The organism is Actinomycetospora rhizophila, from assembly GCF_042657905.1.
GTDB classification, from domain to species: Bacteria; Actinomycetota; Actinomycetes; order Mycobacteriales; family Pseudonocardiaceae; genus Actinomycetospora; species Actinomycetospora rhizophila.
Genome location: NZ_JBHSKG010000010.1, coordinates 73,313 through 90,485, shown reverse-complemented (window position 1 = coordinate 90,485; position 17,173 = coordinate 73,313). Strand labels below are relative to the sequence as shown.

Here is a 17,173-nt window from a genome sequence, read left to right as displayed (position 1 = left end):
GACCGTTAGGCTGGTGGTTCGCCCGCGGTGAAGTCGTGCCGGGGCCCGTTTGCGCCGCCAGCGACACATCGAGGAGTGCGAGCGCCGTGTTCGACGCCCTGTCCGACCGTCTCACGTCGGTCCTGTCCGACCTGCGCGGCAAGGGTCGGCTCTCCGAGACCGACATCGACACGACGTGCCGCGAGATCCGCATCGCGCTGCTCGAGGCCGACGTCGCCCTGCCCGTGGTGCGCGGGTTCGTCAAGCAGGTCAAGGAGCGGGCGCGCGGCGTCGAGGTCTCCGAGGCGCTGAACCCGGCACAGCAGGTCGTCAAGATCGTCAACGAGGAGCTCGTCGGCATCCTCGGCGGCGAGACCCGCCGGCTGCGCTTCGCCAAGCAGCCGCCGACGGTGATCATGCTCGCCGGCCTCCAGGGCTCCGGCAAGACGACGCTGGCCGGCAAGCTCGCGTTCTGGCTCAAGAGCCAGGGCCACACCCCGATGCTCGCGGCCTGCGACCTGCAGCGCCCCAACGCCGTCAACCAGCTCCAGATCGTCGGCGAGCGCGCCGGGGTCGAGGTCTTCGCCCCCGAGCCCGGCAACGGCGTCGGCGACCCGGTCGACGTGGCCCGCCGCGCCGTCGCCGACGCGCGCAGCCGCCAGTACGACGTGCTCGTCGTCGACACCGCCGGCCGCCTCGGCGTCGACGAGGAGCTGATGCGCCAGGCCGCGGACATCCGCGACGCGGTGACGCCCGACGAGACGCTGTTCGTCCTCGACGCCATGGTCGGGCAGGACGCCGTCGTCACCGCCGAGGCGTTCCGCGACGGCGTCGGCTTCTCCGGCGTGGTGCTCACCAAGCTCGACGGCGACGCCCGCGGCGGTGCGGCGCTGTCGGTCCGCGAGGTCACCGGCGAGCCGATCCTCTTCGCCTCCAACGGCGAGAAGCTCGACGAGTTCGACGTCTTCCACCCCGACCGGATGGCCTCGCGCATCCTGGGCATGGGCGACGTCCTCACCCTCATCGAGCAGGCCGAGCAGGCCTTCGAGGAGGGCCAGGCCGAGGCCGCCGCGGCCAAGATGGGCACCGGCGAGCTGACGCTCGAGGACTTCCTCGAGCAGATGATGGCCGTGCGCAAGATGGGCCCGATCGCGAACGTGCTGGGGATGCTGCCCGGCGCGAACCAGATGAAGGACCAGCTCGCCGGGCTCGACGAGAAGCACCTCGACCGCGTCCAGGCGATCATCCGCGGCATGACGCCGGCCGAGCGCGCCGACCCGAAGATCATCAACGGGTCGCGGCGGCTGCGCATCGCCAACGGGTCGGGCGTCGGCGTCACCGACGTCAACCAGCTCGTCGAGCGGTTCTTCGAGGCCCGCAAGATGATGAAGAACATGGCGGGCCAGTTCGGCCTGCCGGGCATGGGCGGCGGGCGCAAGGGCAAGCGCCAGGCGGCGAAGGCCGCGAAGAACGTCCGCAAGGGCCCCAAGCAGATGCCGGCGATCGCGGGCATCGCCCAGGAGAGCGCCGGGCAGGACCGCGGCGAGCGCTCGGTCGGCAGCTACCAGACCCCGGGCCTCAACCAGCTCCCGCCGGCGCTCGCGGGCATGAACGAGCTGCCCGCGGGCTTCGACCCCTCCGCGCTGAGCTTCCCCGGCAACGCCGGCGGGGGCGGCGGGCGCGGCAACGGCGGCGGCAAGAAGGGCAACAAGAAGAAGCGCAAGTAGTCAGGCCCGCCCGGCCAGCCACCTTTCCCGGCGACGCTGCGAGGCCCGCGACAGCCAGGCGTCCTGCACGATCTCGGCGAGCTCGTCGCGGGAGATCCGCTCGAGGTGGGCCGCACGCAGGAGCACCGAGAGGTGCCCGTCGAAGTGCGGCGTGGTGAAGAACGGCGTGGACGGGTCGCGCACGAGGGCGTCCTTGTCCTCCTCGGACTCCACCCAGAACATGATCACGTCGGTGTACCTCTCGCCGGTCTCCGGGTCGCGGGCGTCCGGCCGCGGCGTCCGGAAGAACACGAACGACTTCCCGCCGACCTGGTAGACCGTGTTGCCCTTCGGCCCCTCGACCGCGGTGACGTGCGGCATCCCGGCGGCAAGGGCGTGGACGTCCTCGACGCGGGCCGGGGAGCGGGCGGGGTTCACGGGAGAAGCGTAGGGCCCGGCTGGTTACGCTCCGGCCATGGCGAACCCCTCGGCCCTGCACCTGCGCGGCGTCCTGCTCGACGGCACCGCGGAGGGGGAGCGCGTCGGCGAGCTGTGGGTCACCGAGGAGGGGCGGATCAGCCTCGACCCGGTGCCCGGCGCCGAGACGGTCGCCGACGGCGGGTGGATCCTCCCGGGCCTGGTCGACGCGCACTGCCACGTCGGCATCGGCCCCGACGGCGCGGTCGAGCTCGAGGAGGCCCGCGAGCAGGGCCACGTCGACGCGGCCGCGGGCGCGCTGCTGGTGCGCGACTGCGGCAGCCCCGTCGACACCCGCCCGCTCGACGACGACCCGCGGATGCCCGAGATCGTCCGCGCCGGGCGCCACCTCGCCCGCCCCAAGCGCTACATCCGCGGGCTGCCGATCGACCTCGAGCCCGACGACCTGCCGGCCGCGGTCGCCGAGACCGCGCGCGCCAACCCGTGGGTGAAGCTCGTCGGCGACTGGATCGAGCGCGACGCGGGCGACCTCGCGCCCCTGTGGCCCGACGACGTGCTGCGCGCGGCCATCGACGCCGCCCACGCGGAGGGCGCGCGGGTCACCGCCCACGTGTTCGGCGAGGACGCGCTGCCCGGGCTGATCGGCGCGGGCATCGACGGCATCGAGCACGGCACCGGCCTGACCGACGACACGATCGCGATGATGGTCGAGCGCGGGACCGTGCTGGTCCCGACCGTGATCAACGTCGAGAACTTCCCGTCGTTCGCCGACGCGGCCGGTGACAAGTTCCCCCGCTACGGCGCCCACATGCGCGAGCTCTACGCCCGCGCGCCCCGCACGATCGCCGCCGCGATCGAGGCGGGCATCCCGGTGTTCGCGGGCACCGACGCCGGCGGCGGCATCGAGCACGGGCGGATCGTCGACGAGGTCGCCGCGCTGGCCGGGATCGGGCTCGGGCCCGCGCGCGCTTTCGCCGCGGCCTGCGGCGACGCGCGGGCGTGGCTCGGCCGGCCGGGGCTCGAGGACGGCGCGCCGGCCGACCTGGTCGTCACCACCGAGGACCCCCGCGTCACCACCGACACCCTGCGCGCGCCGTCGCTGGTGCTGCGGGCCGGGACGGCGTTGATCCAGGTCTGACCTAGGTCCGGGCGGGCAGCCGCCGGGACAGCGCGATCGCGGCCACGAGCACGACGGCGATCACCAGCAGCGCATCGGAGAACGGCGCCCCCGGGCCGTCGTGCAGCGGGTTCCACGAGCCGCTGCCGCCCGCGGTCCGGGCGGCGAGCACGGTGCCCAGCACCGCCGCGCCCGTCCCGCCGCCGAGGAAGAACGCGCCCTGGTAGATGCCGAGGCCGACCCCGGCGTGCTCGGAGGGCACCGCGGCGGCGACGGCGTTGATCAGCGGCGAGGTGATCGAGGCGAGGGCGAGGCCGACGGCGAAGGTCACCGCGGACAGCAGCAGCGCCGACCCGCCGGCCGCGGTCGAGAGGGTCGCGACGGCCGCGAGCAGCAGCGTCAGCCCGATCCCGACGAGCCGGCGCGGGCCGAGGCGGTCGGAGAGCCGGCCCGCGGGCGACGAGAGCGCGGCGACGGCGAGCGCGCCGGGCAGCAGCACCAGCCCCACGTGCCCGACGCCGAGCCCGTTCACGGTGGCCACGAGCAGGGGGACCAGCAGGATCGTGCCGAGATAGCAGAACATCGCGAGGAACCCGACCGCGACGGCGGTGAGGAACGGGCCGGGGGCGAGCAGGGACGGCGGGACGAACGGGCGGGGCGTGCTGCGGATGCGCCACGCGAACCCGGCCGCGAGCACGAGGGCCAGGAGCCCGGCGCCCCACGACGACGGCGCGAGCCCCACCTGCTGGGCGCGCGTGAGCCCGAAGAGCCCCAGGCCCACGGCGCCGCCGAGCAGGACGCCGCCGACGAGGTCGATCTGGCGCCACGAGGGGTCGGCGCTCTGCCGGCCGTCGGGCAGCACGCGCGGCGCGATGACGAGCAGCGGGGCGACGAGCAGGGCGGCGCCGAGGAACGGCCAGCGCCACCCGGCGAGCTCGGCGACGAAGCCCGCGAGCGGCGGCCCCAGCGCCTGCCCGGCCCCGACGCCGGTGCCGACGATGCCGAACCCGAACCCGCGGCGTCCCGGCGGCAGCGAGCGCGCCACCGCGACCGACCCGAGCGCGGGCACCGCGGCGCTCCCGAGACCCTGCAGCACGCGCCCGACCAGGTGCACCCCGATGGTGGGGGCGAGCCCGGCGAGCACCGAGCCGACCAGGAAGATCGCGATCCCGGCCGCGAACACCCGGCGCACGCCGAAGACATCGGCGATCCGCCCGTAGAGGGGCGTGGCCACCGCGAAGCTCAGCGAGAACGCGGTGACCACCCATGCCAGGCCGCCCGGCGAGGCGGCGTAGTCCCGGCCGATCTCGGGGACCAGCACCAGCACCATGCTGTTGGCGAGCACGGCCACGGCGACCGCGACGAGCAGCACGCCCAGCAGCAGGCCGACGCGGACCGGGGGCTCCTCGACGGCCTGTTCGGCGGTGCCGACGGGGGACGGCCGCGGATCACTCACCCTGACAGCCTGCGCCCTCGAGTGCGCTCCAGGTCAAGGCGAGAAGCGTCCTAGGCTGGCGATGTGAGCACCCCGACCCTCGACCTCAACGCCGACCTCGCCGAGGGCTTCGGGGTCTGGTCGCTGACCGACGACGATGCGCTGCTCGACGTGATCACCTCCGCGAACGTGGCCTGCGGCTTCCACGCGGGCGACCCGGTGACCATGCAGCGGGTCACCGCGGCGGCGGTCGGACGCGGCGTGGCCGTCGGGGCGCAGGTCTCCTACCGCGACCTCGCGGGCTTCGGGCGGCGGTTCGTCGACGTCGATCCCGCCGAGCTCACCGCCGACCTGCTCTACCAGGTCGGCGCGCTGCGGGAGTTCGCGCGCGCGGCGGGCGGGGAGGTCGCCTACCTCAAGCCCCACGGCGCGCTCTACAACGCCGTCGTGCACCACGACGCCCAGGCCCGGGCCGTCGTCGCGGCCGCGCAGCAGGCGGGCCTGCCGGTGCTCGGCCTGCCCGGGTCGCGGTTCCTCGCCCACGCCGCCGAGGCAGGCCTGACGACCTACGCCGAGGCCTTCGGCGACCGCGGCTACACCCCGGAGGGCACCCTCGTGCCCCGCCGCGAGCCCGGGGCGCTGCTGCCCGACGCGGACGCGGTCGTCGAGCGCGCCCGCCGCCTGGCCGCCGACGGCGTGGTCGTCGCGGTCGACGGCACCGAGATCCCCACCGAGGCGGCCTCGCTCTGCCTGCACGGCGACACCCCGGACGCGGTGACGTCGGCCCGGCGCGTCGCCGAGGCCCTGCGCGACGCCGGGGTCACCCTCGCGCCGTTCGCCCGGTAGGGGGTCTGGCACAATCGCCTGGTTGCCGTCCCCGCTGCCGGCGGGTGTGGCAGCGCACGAGCGGGCACGCCGTCCCCGGGGAATCCCTCCCGGCCGGGCGGCCCCGAGCACCATCGACCGAGGAGCACTCCGAGCAGTGGCTGTCAAGATCAAGCTGGCCCGCATGGGCAAGATCCGTGAGCCCCACTACCGCATCGTGGTCGCGGACGCCAAGAACCGCCGTGACGGTCGCGTCATCGAGCAGATCGGCGAGTACCACCCCAAGAGCCAGCCGAGCGACATCAAGATCAACTCGGAGCGCGCGCAGTACTGGTTGGGCGTCGGCGCCATCCCCACCGAGCCGGTGCACAGCCTGCTGAAGGTCACCGGCGACTGGCAGAAGTTCAAGGGCCTCCCGGGTGCCGAGGGCAAGCTTGCGCCGCAGCCCGAGAAGGTCGACAAGCAGGCCCGCTTCAACGAGGAGCTGGCCAAGGTTTCCGGCTCCGCCGAGTGAGCGAGCTCGCCGAGGCGCTCGAGCACCTCGTGCGCGGGATCGTCGCCCACCCCGACGAGGTGGCGGTCGACCTCGTCACCAACCGCCGCGGCCGCACCCTCGAGGTGCGGGTCCACCCCGACGACCTCGGCAAGGTGATCGGCCGCAACGGCCGGACGGCCACCGCGCTGCGCACCGTCGTGGGCGGCATCGGTGGTCGCGGCGTGCGTGTCGACGTGGTCGACACCGACCGCTGACGTGACCCCGGGGCCGCACGACCAGGCTGACGAGCGCGTCGTCGGCCGGGTCGTCAAGGCCCACGGCCTGCGCGGCGAGCTCGTCGTCGAGCCCCGCACCGACAACGTCGAAGCCCGGTTCGCGCCGGGCACGGTGCTGACGGTGCGGGGCTCGCGTGCTCTCCGGCAGGTCACGATCGGGGCCGCGCGCCGCCACGGCGACCGCCTGCTCGTCACCGTCGAGGAGGTCGGCGACCGCGACGCGGCCGAGGCCCTGCGCACCGCCGAGCTCACCGCGCCCGCGCTGGCCGAGGCGCCCGAGGACCCCGACGAGTTCCACGACCACCAGCTCGAGGGGCTCGCGGTCGTGCTCGCGGACGGGACCGCGGTCGGCACGGTCACCGCGGTGCTGCACGGCGCGGGCGGGGAACTGCTCGCCGTGGCTCGCACCGAGGGCGGCGAGCTGCTCGTGCCCTTCGTCGCCGCGATCGTCCCCGAGGTCGACGTGGCCGGCGGGCGGCTCGTCCTCGATCCGCCGGAAGGGCTGCTCGACCCCGCAGACTGACCTGCGTGGGGGACAGCACGGGGGAGTCGGGGCGCCGGACCTTGTTCGGCGCCGAGGAGCTGGAGACGCCGGCCTGGGCCCTCGGGCTCGAGGCCACGGCGCAGGCCGGACCGCTCGCGGTCGCGCGATCGGTGCCGCGGACGGTCGCGATCCTCACCCGGTGGGCGTGGCAGGGCTCGCGGCGCTGGACCGTCCTCGCCGCCGTCGTGCACCTGGTCGCCGGCGTCGTCACCGCCTTCGGGCTGCTGGCGACCGCCGACGTGTTCAGCCGGCTGCTCGCCGAGGGGCCCACGCCGGCGCGCGTCGTCGCCGCCCTGCCCGCCCTCGCCGTGGTGGTCGGGGCGCTGGCCGCGCGCGGGCTGCTCGACGCCGCGGCCGGCGCGGTCACCGCCGAGCTGGTGCCGCGCGTCGAGCGCCGCGTCCAGACCGACCTCTACGCCGCGCTCGTCGCCGTCGACCTCGTCGCCTTCGACGACGCGGACTTCACCGCGCTCGTCGACCGGGCCGAGCACGCGATCACCCGGATCCGGATGGGCGCGACCGTCGTCGGCGACCTGGTGTCGGGCTCGGTCGCGGTGGTCGCGTCGGTCGTCGCCGCCGGGATCGTGCACCCCCTGCTCGCGCCCATCGTGCTGCTCGCCGGGCTGCCGCAGGCGTGGGCCGCCGTCTCCGGGGTGCGGCTGATGTTCGCCTCGACGCTGCGCACGATCGCGCAGGCCCGCCGCCTGGCCGTCGTCGGCGACCTCATCTCGCGCCGGGACAACGCCGCCGAGGTGCGGGCGTTCACGGTGGGCGGGGTGCTCGCCGACGAGCACGAGCGCCTCGCGGTCGAGCTCTCCCGCGAGGGCATCCGGGTCGAGCAGCGGCGCAACGCGCTGGTCACCGTCGGGCGTGCGGCCTCCGGCGTCGCCACCGCGCTGGGTTACGTCGCGGTCGGGCTGCTGGTCTACACCGGCGGGCTCGCGCTGCCGCTGGCGGGCACGGCGGTGGTGGCGATGCGCGCGGCGTCGAGCGCGGTGCAGACCGCGGTGTACGGCGCCAACCTGCTGTTCGAGGCGGGGCTGTTCGTCGAGCTGTACACGCGGTGCGTGCAGGACGCCCGCGCCCGGCGGCGGGTCCCGGCGGGGCCGCCGCCGGGCCCGCCCGAGGTCGTCGAGCTCGACGGCGTGACGTTCCACTACCCGGGCCAGCAGGAACCCGCGCTGGCCGACGTCGCGCTCACGCTGCGCCGCGGCGAGGTGGTGGCGCTGGTGGGGGAGAACGGGTCGGGGAAGTCGACGCTGGCGAAGCTGCTCGTCGGGCTCTACCTGCCCACCGGCGGCGGGGTGCGGTGGAACGGGCGCGACCTGCGTGAGACCGACTCCGCGGCCGCCCTCGAGCACGTCGCGCTCGTCGCGCAGGCGCCGGTGCCGTGGCCCCTGCGCGCCGACGACAACGTCCGCATCGGGCGCCTCGACCGCGACGACCCCGCGGAGGCGGCCTACCTCGACGCCCTCGGGCGCTCGGGCGCGGCGGAGGTCGTCGACGACCTGCCCCGCGGGCGCGCCACCGTGCTCTCCCGCGCCTTCCAGGGCGGGCGGGACCTCTCCGGCGGCCAGTGGCAGCGGATGGCGGTGGCGCGCGGGCTCTACCGCGACGCCGCGCTGGTGGTGGCCGACGAGCCCACCGCCGCCCTCGACGCCCGCGCCGAGCACGCAGTCTTCGCCTCGCTGCGCGAGCTCTCCGCCGGCGGCGACCGGATCACCGTGCTCGTGACCCACCGGCTGGCGAACGTCCGCACGGCCGACCGGATCGTCGTGCTCGAGGGCGGCCGGATCACCGCGCAGGGCACCCACGACGAGCTCATGGCCGCCGGTGGGCTCTACCGCGAGCTGTTCGCGCTGCAGGGCCGCGCGTACGCCGATGCCGGGTGAGGCCTACTCCTCCTCGGCCGGCACACCGACCGCGAGGACGCCGGGCAGCTCGGAGAGCTCGCCCGAGAGCGGCGCGAGCGACCCGCGCCCGGCCAGCGAGAGGGTCACCGTCGCGACGTGCGTGGTGCCCTCGGTGCCGGCGACGCCGTCGGTCGCGTCCTCCCGGTCGACGTGCATCCCGGCCACGGCGAACCCGCGCTCGGTGCAGATCGACAGGACGCGGCGCAGCACCCCGCGGCCGTCGGTGTAGGAGAGGTGCAGGTCGCGCGGGGCGCCCGAGGTGCGGGTGACCAGGCGCGCGAGCGGCCGGTAGCCCCGGGTCACGAGGTAGTGGACGACCGTCCCGCCGATCGCGAGCAGCGGCAGGCCGGCGCCGCACGCCGTGCCCACCGCGGCCGCCGTCCAGACCGTCGCCGCCGTGGTGAGCCCGCGGACCGCGTCGCGCCGGACGAAGATCAGGCCGCCGCCGATGAACCCGATGCCCGAGACGATCTGCGCGGCCACCCGCGACGGGTCCAGCGTGATGTCGGGGGAGGACAGCAGGTCGTTGAAGCCGTACTTCGAGATCAGCATGAACGCCGCCGAGCCCACCCCGACCAGCGTGTGCGTCCGCAGGCCCGCGCTCTTGGCGGCGAGCTCGCGCTCGAGGCCGATGAGCGTGCACAGGACCACCGCCAGCGCCAGCGGCGCGAGCAGGCGCCACTCCTGCGGGTAGGACACGAACTGCTCCACCCTCGCCACCTCCTCCGCGTGCGACGTCGCGCGTGGCTCGCGGCAGGATCGTCCCCGATGCGCATCGACGTCGTCACGATCTTCCCGGGCTACCTCGCCCCGCTCGACGAGGCCCTCGTCGGCCGGGCCCGGCGCGCCGGCCTGCTCGACGTGCGGGTGCACGACCTGCGCCGGTGGGCGTCGGGCGTGCACAAGGCGGTCGACGACTCGCCCTACGGCGGCGGCCCCGGGATGCTCATGACCGCGCCGGTGTGGGGGGCGGCCCTCGACGAGGTCACCGGTTCCGGGGTGGGCGTGCCCCGCCTGCTCGTGCCGACCCCGGCCGGTGCGCCGCTGACCCAGCGCCGGGCCGCGGGCTGGGCGTCCGAGCCGTGGCTGGTGCTCGCCTGCGGGCGCTACGAGGGCATCGACGCCCGCGTGCTCTCCGACGCCGCGCGCCGGATGCCCGTCGAGGAGGTCTCGCTCGGCGACTACGTGCTCGCCGGCGGGGAGGTCGCCGCCCTGGTCGTCGTCGAGGCCGTGTCCCGGCTGGTCCCGGGCGTGCTGGGGAACCCGGCGTCGGCGGAGCTGGACAGCTTCTCCGACGGGTTGCTCGAGGCACCGGCCTACACACGGCCCGAGCGATGGCGCGACCTCGACGTCCCCGACGTCCTGCGCGGCGGCAACCACGCCGCCGTCGACCGGTGGCGCCGCGACCGCTCGCTCGAGCGCACCGCCGCCGTGCGCCCCGACCTGCTCGACGCGCTCGTCGCCCGGCACGGCGCCGCGGCGTTCGACGCCCGCGACCGCGAGGTGCTCGCGGGGTGCGGGTACGACCCGGCCCACGGGAGCCGACCGGCGGCATGGCAGACTGGGGAGGTTGCCGCGGACGGCGGACGACCCGATCAGGGTCGCTGAGCGCCGTCCCGCCGCCCGAGAACCGCTTCTCCTCGGCAGCCCAGGTCACCCGCGTGCGGGCCCTGGCACCGAGGCCGTGAGACCGCGAGGACGCTGACGATGAACGCCCTGGACGAGCTCGACGCCAAGTCGCTGCGCTCCGACATCCCCGACTTCCGTGCCGGGGACACCGTGAAGGTGCACGTCCGGGTCATCGAGGGTTCACGCTCTCGTGTACAGGTCTTCCAGGGTGTCGTCATCCGCCGCCACGGTGGCGGCCTGCGCGAGACGTTCACCGTCCGCAAGGTCTCCTTCGGCGTCGGGGTGGAGCGCACCTTCCCGGTGCACTCGCCCAACATCGACCACATCGAGGTCGTCACCCGCGGTGACGTCCGCCGCGCCAAGCTGTACTACCTCCGTGAGCGTCGCGGCAAGGCCGCGAAGATCCGCGAGAAGCGCGAGACCACGCCGGCGTCCTGAGCCGACGCGACCCGGTCTCCTAACCTGTAGCGCGTGCGTCCCCAGGAGCCAGGCGGCCCCCCGTTCCGGAGCTACGGAACGGGCGGCGAGACGACCCGTACGGACGCGTCCGACGCCTCCGGCGGGCGAGGGGCCCACGCCCGCCCGGACGACGACGACCACGTCGTCGATCCCTACGGCGACGTGCCGCCCCCCGGCCCGGGAGGCCAGGCGCCGTACGGCTCGTCGGGGTGGAGCGGTTCCGACCGCCCCGGCGGCGGTGACGCCGCGTACGGCGACGTCGGCGGGTACGGCAACGGGTACGGATCGTCGCCCGCTCCCGCGAACGGCTACGGCGACCTCGGCGGGGGCCTGAACGGCCGCCCCGGGCCCGCCGCACCGGGCGGGAACGGGCACGCCGCGCCGCCGCCGGGCCCCTGGGGCTCGTCGTGGGGGTCCGCGCCGCCGCCGTCTCCCCACGGCGCCCCGCGGCCCGACGGGCGCCCGGTCGGCCCGCCCCCGCCGCACGTGAACGGCCACCCGGGTCGGCCCGTGTCGCCGCCGGTGCCGCCGCAGGGCCCCGGGCCCGCCGGACCTCCGCCCGGGCCGCCCGCACCGTCGGCACAGGCGCCCGCGCGCCCCTCCGGCCCGGCTCCCGAGGCGAACGGGGCGGGCACGTCCCCGTCCGGCGCGTCGTCACCCACCGCGGCCGAGGAGGCCGCGGCACCGGCCGACACCGGCCTCGCGGGCTCCGACGGCTTCGCCTCGCGCGCCCCGCGTCCCCGCGAGGAGAGCTCGACCTCCTCGTCGACCACCACCACGGCGATCACCGGCGGCGCCGGCGTCGCCCCGGGCCGCCACCGCCGCGGCGGCGGCGTGCCCGGACCCGGCGACGAGGTCCCCGACGAGGCCGAGGACGCCGTCCCGGCCGGCGCCGGACGTCACGGCGGCGACAAGGGCGGTCGCGGCAAGAAGACCAAGAAGAAGGGCTCGTTCTGGCGCGAGCTCCCGCTGCTCATCGTCGTCGCCGTGGTCCTGACCTTCGTCATCCAGACGTTCCTGGCGCGGATCTACGTGATCCCCTCGGCGTCGATGGAGCGCACGCTGCACGGCTGCAACGGCTGCGCCAACGACCGCGTCGCCGTCGACAAGCTCACCTACCGCTTCTCCGACCCGGCGCCCGGCGACGTCGTGGTGTTCCGCGGCCCGCCGACCTGGGGCGACAACGGCGAGGTCGCGGGCGAGCAGCCGTCGGGGAACGTGCTGGTCCGCGGTCTGCAGGGCGGGCTGTCGCTGGTCGGCCTGGCGCCGCCCGACGAGAAGGACTTCGTCAAGCGCGTCATCGCCGTCGGCGGGCAGACCGTCGCGTGCTGCGACGCGGAGAACCGCGTCACGGTCGACGGCCGGGCGCTCACCGAGCCCTACCTCTACTACCAGCCCAACCTGGGCCGCACCCAGGCGGACTTCGCGCCGGTGCGCGTGCCCGAGGGCCAGCTGTGGGTGATGGGCGACAACCGCAACAACTCCGCGGACGCCCGCGTGCACGGCCCCATCGGGGTCACCGACGTCATCGGCAAGGCACGGGTCATCGTGCTGCCCGTCGGCCGCTGGGGCGGCGTGCCCGACACCGACCCGCAGGCCCGCCCGTCGGCACTCGGCGCGCCGGTCTGGACCTCGGGGGCGCCGCTCGCGGCCGGCGTCCTGGGGGCGGTCCCGCTGGTCGTGGTGACCCGCCGGCTGCGGCAGCGGTGGACCTCCCAGCACGGGTGGACCTCCGAGAACGGGGGGACCTCCCGGCCCGACGACCCTCCCCGCACCGGCCGGTGACGGCGGGGTACGACGCGGGCCGGCGGCGCGCCGCCGGCCGCACGGGAGGGCGGCCGGTCGCCCGGCGACGCCCGCTGCCGCCGCGCACGGGCGTGCAGCCGCCGCGCGCGATCGTGCGGCGCAGCACCGAGAGCTGGGCGCTGCAGTCGGCCCTCGAGCGTCACGGCCTCGGGCCGGTGGTCGGCGTGGACGAGGCCGGGCGCGGGGCCTGCGCGGGCCCCCTGGCGGTCGCGGCGTGCATCCTGCGCCCCGGTGACGCGCGCCGGTTCGAGGGGCTGACCGACTCCAAGCTGCTCACCCGCGACGAGCGCGAGGACTTCTTCCGACTGATCCAGCGCCGCGCGCTCGACCACCGCGTCGTGCTCGTCGACCCGCCCGACGTCGACCGCCGCGGCGTGCACGTCGCCAACATCGACGGCATGCGCCGGGCCGTGGCCCGCCTCGAGGTGCGTCCCGGCTACGTGCTCACCGACGGCTTCCCGGTCACCGGCTTCGGCGTGCCCTCGCTCGCCGTGCCCAAGGGCGACCTGGCCGCGGCGTGCGTGGCGGCCGCGTCGGTGCTGGCCAAGGTGACCCGGGACCGGCTGATGACCGAGCTGCACGAGAAGTATCCGGAGTATCGCTTCGACCTCCACAAGGGCTACTGCACGCCGACGCACGGCGCAGCGCTGGCCGAGCACGGGCCGTGCCCGGACCACCGCTTCAGCTTCGTCAACGTCGCCGCGGCGGCGCGGGGCCGGAGCCCGGACGGCGTCGCGGCGGGCGTACGCCACAATGGAGCCGTGACCGTCGACGACGCGTCCGCCGAGAGCGGGGAGGCCGACGAGCTCGTGGTGCCGGAGGACCTGGGAGACGTCGAGGACGCCCCGGCGGAGGGGGGAGAGGCGCGATGAGCGCGGAGGATCTCGAGAAGTACGAGACCGACATGGAGCTCTCGCTCTACCGCGAGTACCGCGACATCGTCTCGCAGTTCTCCTACGTGGTGGAGACCGAGCGCCGGTTCTACCTGGCCAACTCGGTCGACGTCGCCGTGCGCAACGCCGACGGCGAGGTCTACTTCGAGGTCACGATGTCCGACGCCTGGGTCTGGGACATGTACCGCCCGGCCCGCTTCGTCAAGAACGTGCGCGTCGTGACGTTCAAGGACGTCAACGTCGAGGAGCTGGAGAAGCCCGACCTCCGCCTCGACGAGGGGCCGTTCAGCGGCTGACGCTGCGCCGCACGGCCCGATCGCCGCCACCACGGCGTCGTTCCGTCCCCACCCCGCGCGGTTGTCCCCAGGCGCCGCGCCGGCGCTCCCGCCCGGCCGGCGGCTCCCGCCACGCTCGATCCCGCCGCCGGACCGCCCGGCGAGGACGAGAGGGCCGGGCCATGACCACCACGCGCGACGTCACCGACGAGCCACCCGACGGCCAGGAGCCCGGCCGTCGGGAGCCCGGCCGCCAGGAGCTCGGCCGGCGCGGCGAGGACGTGGCCGCGGCCCATCTCGCCGCCCGCGGCCTGACCGTGCTCGACCGCAACTGGCGCTGTCGCGACGGCGAGCTCGACCTCGTGGCCGCCGACGGCGACCGCCTCGTCGTCGCCGAGGTCAAGACGCGGTCGGGCGTCGGCTTCGGCCTGCCCGCCGAGGCGGTGACGCGGTCCAAGGCGGCCCGCATCCGGCGGCTGGCCCAGCGCTGGCTCGCCGAGCACCACGCCGCCGGCGGCTCGGGCTTCGAGGAGGTGCGCTTCGACGTGCTGGCGGTCCTCGTGGCCCGCGGGGCGGCGCCGCGGGTCGAGCACTACGAGGGGGCGTTCTGACGTGGCGCTCGCGTGCGCGTGGGCGATCGGCCTGCGCGGGGTCGACGGCGAGGTCGTCGAGATCGAGGCCGACATCGGCCAGGGGCTGCCGGCGGTGTCGCTGGTGGGGCTGCCGGACGCGGCGCTCGCGGAGTCGCGCGACCGGGTGCGCGCCGCGGTGGTCAACTGCGGGGAGACGTGGCCGGCGCGGCGCATCACGCTGGCGCTCTCCCCGGCCACGCTGCCCAAGCAGGGCAGCGGCTACGACCTGTCAATCCTGAGGCCGTTACCGTATTCGCTGTGAGTGAGCGTCGAGCTGCGATCTACGCGCGGATCAGCCGCGACCGAGTCGGGGCCGGCCTCGGCGTCGACCGACAACGGGACGACTGTAGGGCGCTCGCCGAGCAGCTCGGCTGGACGGTCGTCGCCGAGCACACGGACAACGACCTGTCCGCGTACTCCGGCAAGCCACGGCCCGGATACCGAGCACTGCTCGACGACCTTCGCGGGGGACGCGCGAACGCGGTCGTCGCCTGGCACACCGACCGGCTGCACCGCTCGCCCGCGGAGCTCGAGGAGTACGTCTCGGTCTGCGAGGCCGGCGCCGTCCCGACCCACACGGTGAAGGCCGGCCCGCTCGACCTCACCTCGCCGTCCGGCCGGCTCGTCGCCCGCCAGCTCGGCGCGGTGGCCCGGTACGAGGTCGAGCACGCGATCGAGCGGGCGAAGTCGGCGAAGATGCAGGCCGCCCGCGCCGGGCGCTTCCGCGGTGGCCGGCGCGCGTTCGGCTTCGAGGCCGACGGGATGACCGTCCGCGAGTCCGAGGCGGTGGTGGTGCGCGAGGTCGCCGACCGTGTCCTCGCCGGGGAGTCGGTGCGCTCGATCGCCCGCTCGCTGAACGACCGCGGCATCACCGGCACCCGGGGCGGCGCATGGACCGGCGCCGCGGTGCGCGACGTCGTGCTCAAGCCGCGCAACGCCGCCCTCGTCGAGCATCAGGGCGAGATCGTCGCCTCGGCGCAGTGGCCGGCGATCGTGCCGGAGGAGACGTGGCGCGCCGTGCGGGTCGTGCTCGAGGACCCAGGACGGACGCAGGTCCGCGACCACGCCCGGCGCTGGTTGCTCTCCGGACTGGCCCTGTGTGGCCGGTGTGGTGCCCCGGTCCGGATCGGGTCGGCGGGGACCAACAAGGCGCACGCCAAGCCCTACTATCGCTGCTCGGGCCCGAGGATGCACGTCTCGCGGGTTGCCGAGCATGTCGACGAGCTCGTCGGCGCTCTGGTCGTCGGCCGGCTGTCCCGGGACGACGCAGTCGAGCTGCTCGCCGAGGGCGCGGCGGCCGGTGACGACCCGGCCGCGCTCTACACCGACGCGAACGCGGTCCGCGCCCGCATGGATGAGCTCGCCGAGAAGTTCGCCGAGGGCGCGATCACGGCGCGGCAGCTCACCACAGGAACGGAGTCGATGCGGTCGCGCCTCGAGGACCTCGACCGGCGCATCGGCCTGGCGTGGTCCGGCTCGGCGCTCGACGGCCTGGCCGGCGCACAGGACGCCGCGCAGCGGTGGCAGGAGCTCCCGCTCGAGCGTCGGCGCGCGGTGGTCGACGCGCTGATGGTCGTCACGATCCTGCCGGGCCAGGCCGGGCGGAAGTCCGGCGGGCATTACTTCGACCCCGAGACCGTCAAGATCGAGTGGAAGGCGTGAACGTGGCGACCTGGGACGAGCTCGGCTTTCGCGAGCCGAGGACGACGAGGGACCGCGAGATCGGCGACCGGCGCGTCACCGACATGGGCCGCAGGCTTCCGTCGGGGGTCCAGGTCGAGGCGCCCGCGTTCGTGTACGCCGTGAAGATCGAGTGTGGACGGTGCGGTCGCCCGGTGGCCGAGGTCACTCGTCGCGACGGTGAGGAGGAGGGGCGCGTGCTGGCGCTGCGGCGGTGCGAGCACGACCTCGAGCCGCCCACGTCAGAGGAGATCGAGCGCGCGGTCGCGAAGGCTGCGGCTCGGCGGCGGGACGGGTCGGCGAAGTTCGATGGCCGTTCGGCGCGGCTCCGCGCCCGTTCGGCTTGCCACCCTCGCTAGTAGGCGGTCTGACGGCCAGTGATCGTCGCGAGTAGCTACTCTCGGTGGCACACGTGAAGATCAAGCTCACACGGACGCGGTGACCCCTCCACGCAGGGCGAGCGGAACGAGCCGGCGCGCGGTCGGCAACCGGTGGCGCAGAGCGGCCCCTCGACTACGAGGGGACACCTGTGGCCTTCGCCGCCCCAGGGCCGCGCAAGCTCGCTGCACGAGCAGGAGCCGCGGCCAAGCACAAGCACCCGGACGCCGACGAGCTCCGGAGTGAACTCGCCGCCGAGCGGATCGCGGCCTACGTCGAGAAGGTCCTCGCGTCGGCGCCGCCGCTCACGAACGACCAGCGTGATCGGCTCGCCGTCCTGCTCCGGCGTGAGCCCACGAGCGAGGTCGCCGCGTGAGCCCACCCCTGACAAGCGGAAGGGCCGGGGGAGTTGCCGCTCCCGCCGACCCTGTGAGCTCGACCAGCCCTCGACAGACTGACGCTTCCCGCTCCGTTGCCGATGGTAGCCGACGGACCGACCTTCCGTGGGCGCTCGCGCTCGGCGTGCTCGTCCTCGGCCGGACCGGCCCGTACTGGTGGGCCCTCGTCCACGAGTGCCCGCACGCCGGCTGCTCGTCCGAGCACGTCCACCGAGTCGGCCCCGGCGGCGGTGTCCGGCGGGCGCCCTGCGGCGGCGGCGAGTACGTCGTGCGCGTCACCGGCCGTTGGTGGGTG

The 17,173-nt window shown here is 75.4% G+C and carries 18 protein-coding genes and 2 pseudogenes; 17 read left to right on the top strand and 3 right to left on the bottom strand.

The genetic code is table 11. From position 1 onward, the window contains the following. Positions 1–86: 86 nt before the first annotated feature. On the top strand, positions 87–1,706 hold the full coding sequence (gene ffh / locus ACFPK1_RS19030; protein ID WP_378022506.1) for a signal recognition particle protein: 1,620 nt from the start codon (positions 87–89) through the stop codon (positions 1,704–1,706). Here ffh and ACFPK1_RS19025 read toward each other — a convergent pair whose 3' ends face one another. Beyond that, positions 1,707–2,123, bottom strand: coding sequence for an MmcQ/YjbR family DNA-binding protein (locus ACFPK1_RS19025; protein WP_378022505.1), 417 nt, complete (start codon positions 2,121–2,123; stop codon positions 1,707–1,709). Between the two features lie 37 nt (positions 2,124–2,160). On the opposite strand from ACFPK1_RS19025, the gene ACFPK1_RS19020 reads away from it, so the two are divergent. Next, the gene (locus ACFPK1_RS19020; RefSeq protein WP_378022504.1) at positions 2,161–3,261 is read left to right on the top strand and encodes an amidohydrolase family protein; all 1,101 of its coding nucleotides are present in this window, start codon (positions 2,161–2,163) and stop codon (positions 3,259–3,261) included. Position 3,262: 1 nt separating this feature from the next. On the opposite strand, the gene ACFPK1_RS19015 is transcribed toward ACFPK1_RS19020, so the two are convergent. Further along, a complete protein-coding gene (locus ACFPK1_RS19015; RefSeq protein WP_378022503.1) occupies positions 3,263–4,696 on the bottom strand; it encodes an MFS transporter in 1,434 nt (477 codons plus the stop codon). A 63-nt stretch (positions 4,697–4,759) separates the two neighbouring features. Here ACFPK1_RS19015 and ACFPK1_RS19010 point away from each other — a divergent pair, with 63 nt between their 5' ends. The 5 genes and pseudogenes from ACFPK1_RS19010 (at position 4,760) to ACFPK1_RS18990 (ending at position 8,707) form a co-directional block, all read left to right on the top strand. Next, positions 4,760–5,521, top strand: a complete 762-nt coding sequence (locus tag ACFPK1_RS19010; protein ID WP_378022502.1) for a LamB/YcsF family protein — start codon at positions 4,760–4,762, stop codon at positions 5,519–5,521. 136 nt (positions 5,522–5,657) lie between these two features. Then, positions 5,658–5,990, top strand: a pseudogene (rpsP, locus tag ACFPK1_RS19005) (30S ribosomal protein S16); the annotation flags it as partial. A 20-nt stretch (positions 5,991–6,010) separates the two neighbouring features. Then, a complete protein-coding gene (locus ACFPK1_RS19000; protein WP_133824910.1) occupies positions 6,011–6,250 on the top strand; it encodes an RNA-binding protein in 240 nt (79 codons plus the stop codon). Position 6,251: 1 nt separating this feature from the next. Further along, positions 6,252–6,794 carry a ribosome maturation factor RimM gene (rimM, locus tag ACFPK1_RS18995; protein ID WP_378022501.1) on the top strand — a complete coding sequence of 181 codons (543 nt, stop codon included), beginning with the start codon at positions 6,252–6,254 and terminating at the stop codon, positions 6,792–6,794. A gap of 5 nt (positions 6,795–6,799) precedes the next feature. Continuing rightward, the gene (locus tag ACFPK1_RS18990) at positions 6,800–8,707 is read left to right on the top strand and encodes an ABC transporter ATP-binding protein (protein ID WP_378022500.1); all 1,908 of its coding nucleotides are present in this window, start codon (positions 6,800–6,802) and stop codon (positions 8,705–8,707) included. A 3-nt stretch (positions 8,708–8,710) separates the two neighbouring features. Here ACFPK1_RS18990 and ACFPK1_RS18985 read toward each other — a convergent pair whose 3' ends face one another. Then, positions 8,711–9,439 carry an MgtC/SapB family protein gene (locus tag ACFPK1_RS18985; protein WP_378022499.1) on the bottom strand — a complete coding sequence of 243 codons (729 nt, stop codon included), beginning with the start codon at positions 9,437–9,439 and terminating at the stop codon, positions 8,711–8,713. 57 nt (positions 9,440–9,496) lie between these two features. Here ACFPK1_RS18985 and trmD point away from each other — a divergent pair, with 57 nt between their 5' ends. The 10 genes and pseudogenes from trmD to ACFPK1_RS18935 all read left to right on the top strand — a co-directional run bounded on the left by trmD (position 9,497) and on the right by ACFPK1_RS18935 (position 16,856). After that, a complete protein-coding gene (gene trmD / locus ACFPK1_RS18980; RefSeq protein WP_378022498.1) occupies positions 9,497–10,336 on the top strand; it encodes a tRNA (guanosine(37)-N1)-methyltransferase TrmD in 840 nt (279 codons plus the stop codon). A gap of 99 nt (positions 10,337–10,435) precedes the next feature. Then, entirely contained in the window at positions 10,436–10,795 is a 360-nt protein-coding gene (gene rplS / locus ACFPK1_RS18975; RefSeq protein WP_116706340.1) for a 50S ribosomal protein L19, read from the top strand. Between the two features lie 855 nt (positions 10,796–11,650). Beyond that, positions 11,651–12,601 carry a signal peptidase I gene (gene lepB / locus ACFPK1_RS18970; protein ID WP_378022643.1) on the top strand — a complete coding sequence of 317 codons (951 nt, stop codon included), beginning with the start codon at positions 11,651–11,653 and terminating at the stop codon, positions 12,599–12,601. Between the two features lie 92 nt (positions 12,602–12,693). Next, complete coding sequence (locus ACFPK1_RS18965) at positions 12,694–13,494, top strand: ribonuclease HII (RefSeq protein WP_378022642.1); 801 nt, start codon at positions 12,694–12,696, stop codon at positions 13,492–13,494. Then, entirely contained in the window at positions 13,491–13,811 is a 321-nt protein-coding gene (locus ACFPK1_RS18960; protein ID WP_274283199.1) for a DUF2469 domain-containing protein, read from the top strand. Before ACFPK1_RS18965 ends, ACFPK1_RS18960 begins: the two co-directional genes overlap by 4 nt. A gap of 161 nt (positions 13,812–13,972) precedes the next feature. Next, on the top strand, positions 13,973–14,401 hold the full coding sequence (locus ACFPK1_RS18955; RefSeq protein ID WP_378022497.1) for a YraN family protein: 429 nt from the start codon (positions 13,973–13,975) through the stop codon (positions 14,399–14,401). 1 nt (position 14,402) lies between these two features. Beyond that, positions 14,403–14,657, top strand: a pseudogene (locus tag ACFPK1_RS18950) (magnesium chelatase domain-containing protein); the annotation flags it as partial. Between the two features lie 23 nt (positions 14,658–14,680). Next, entirely contained in the window at positions 14,681–16,084 is a 1,404-nt protein-coding gene (locus ACFPK1_RS18945; protein ID WP_378022496.1) for a recombinase family protein, read from the top strand. Then, the gene (locus ACFPK1_RS18940) at positions 16,081–16,461 is read left to right on the top strand and encodes a hypothetical protein (protein WP_378022495.1); all 381 of its coding nucleotides are present in this window, start codon (positions 16,081–16,083) and stop codon (positions 16,459–16,461) included. Before ACFPK1_RS18945 ends, ACFPK1_RS18940 begins: the two co-directional genes overlap by 4 nt. Before the next feature lie 170 nt (positions 16,462–16,631). Further along, positions 16,632–16,856 carry a hypothetical protein gene (locus ACFPK1_RS18935; RefSeq protein WP_378022494.1) on the top strand — a complete coding sequence of 75 codons (225 nt, stop codon included), beginning with the start codon at positions 16,632–16,634 and terminating at the stop codon, positions 16,854–16,856. Positions 16,857–17,173 lie beyond the last annotated feature (317 nt).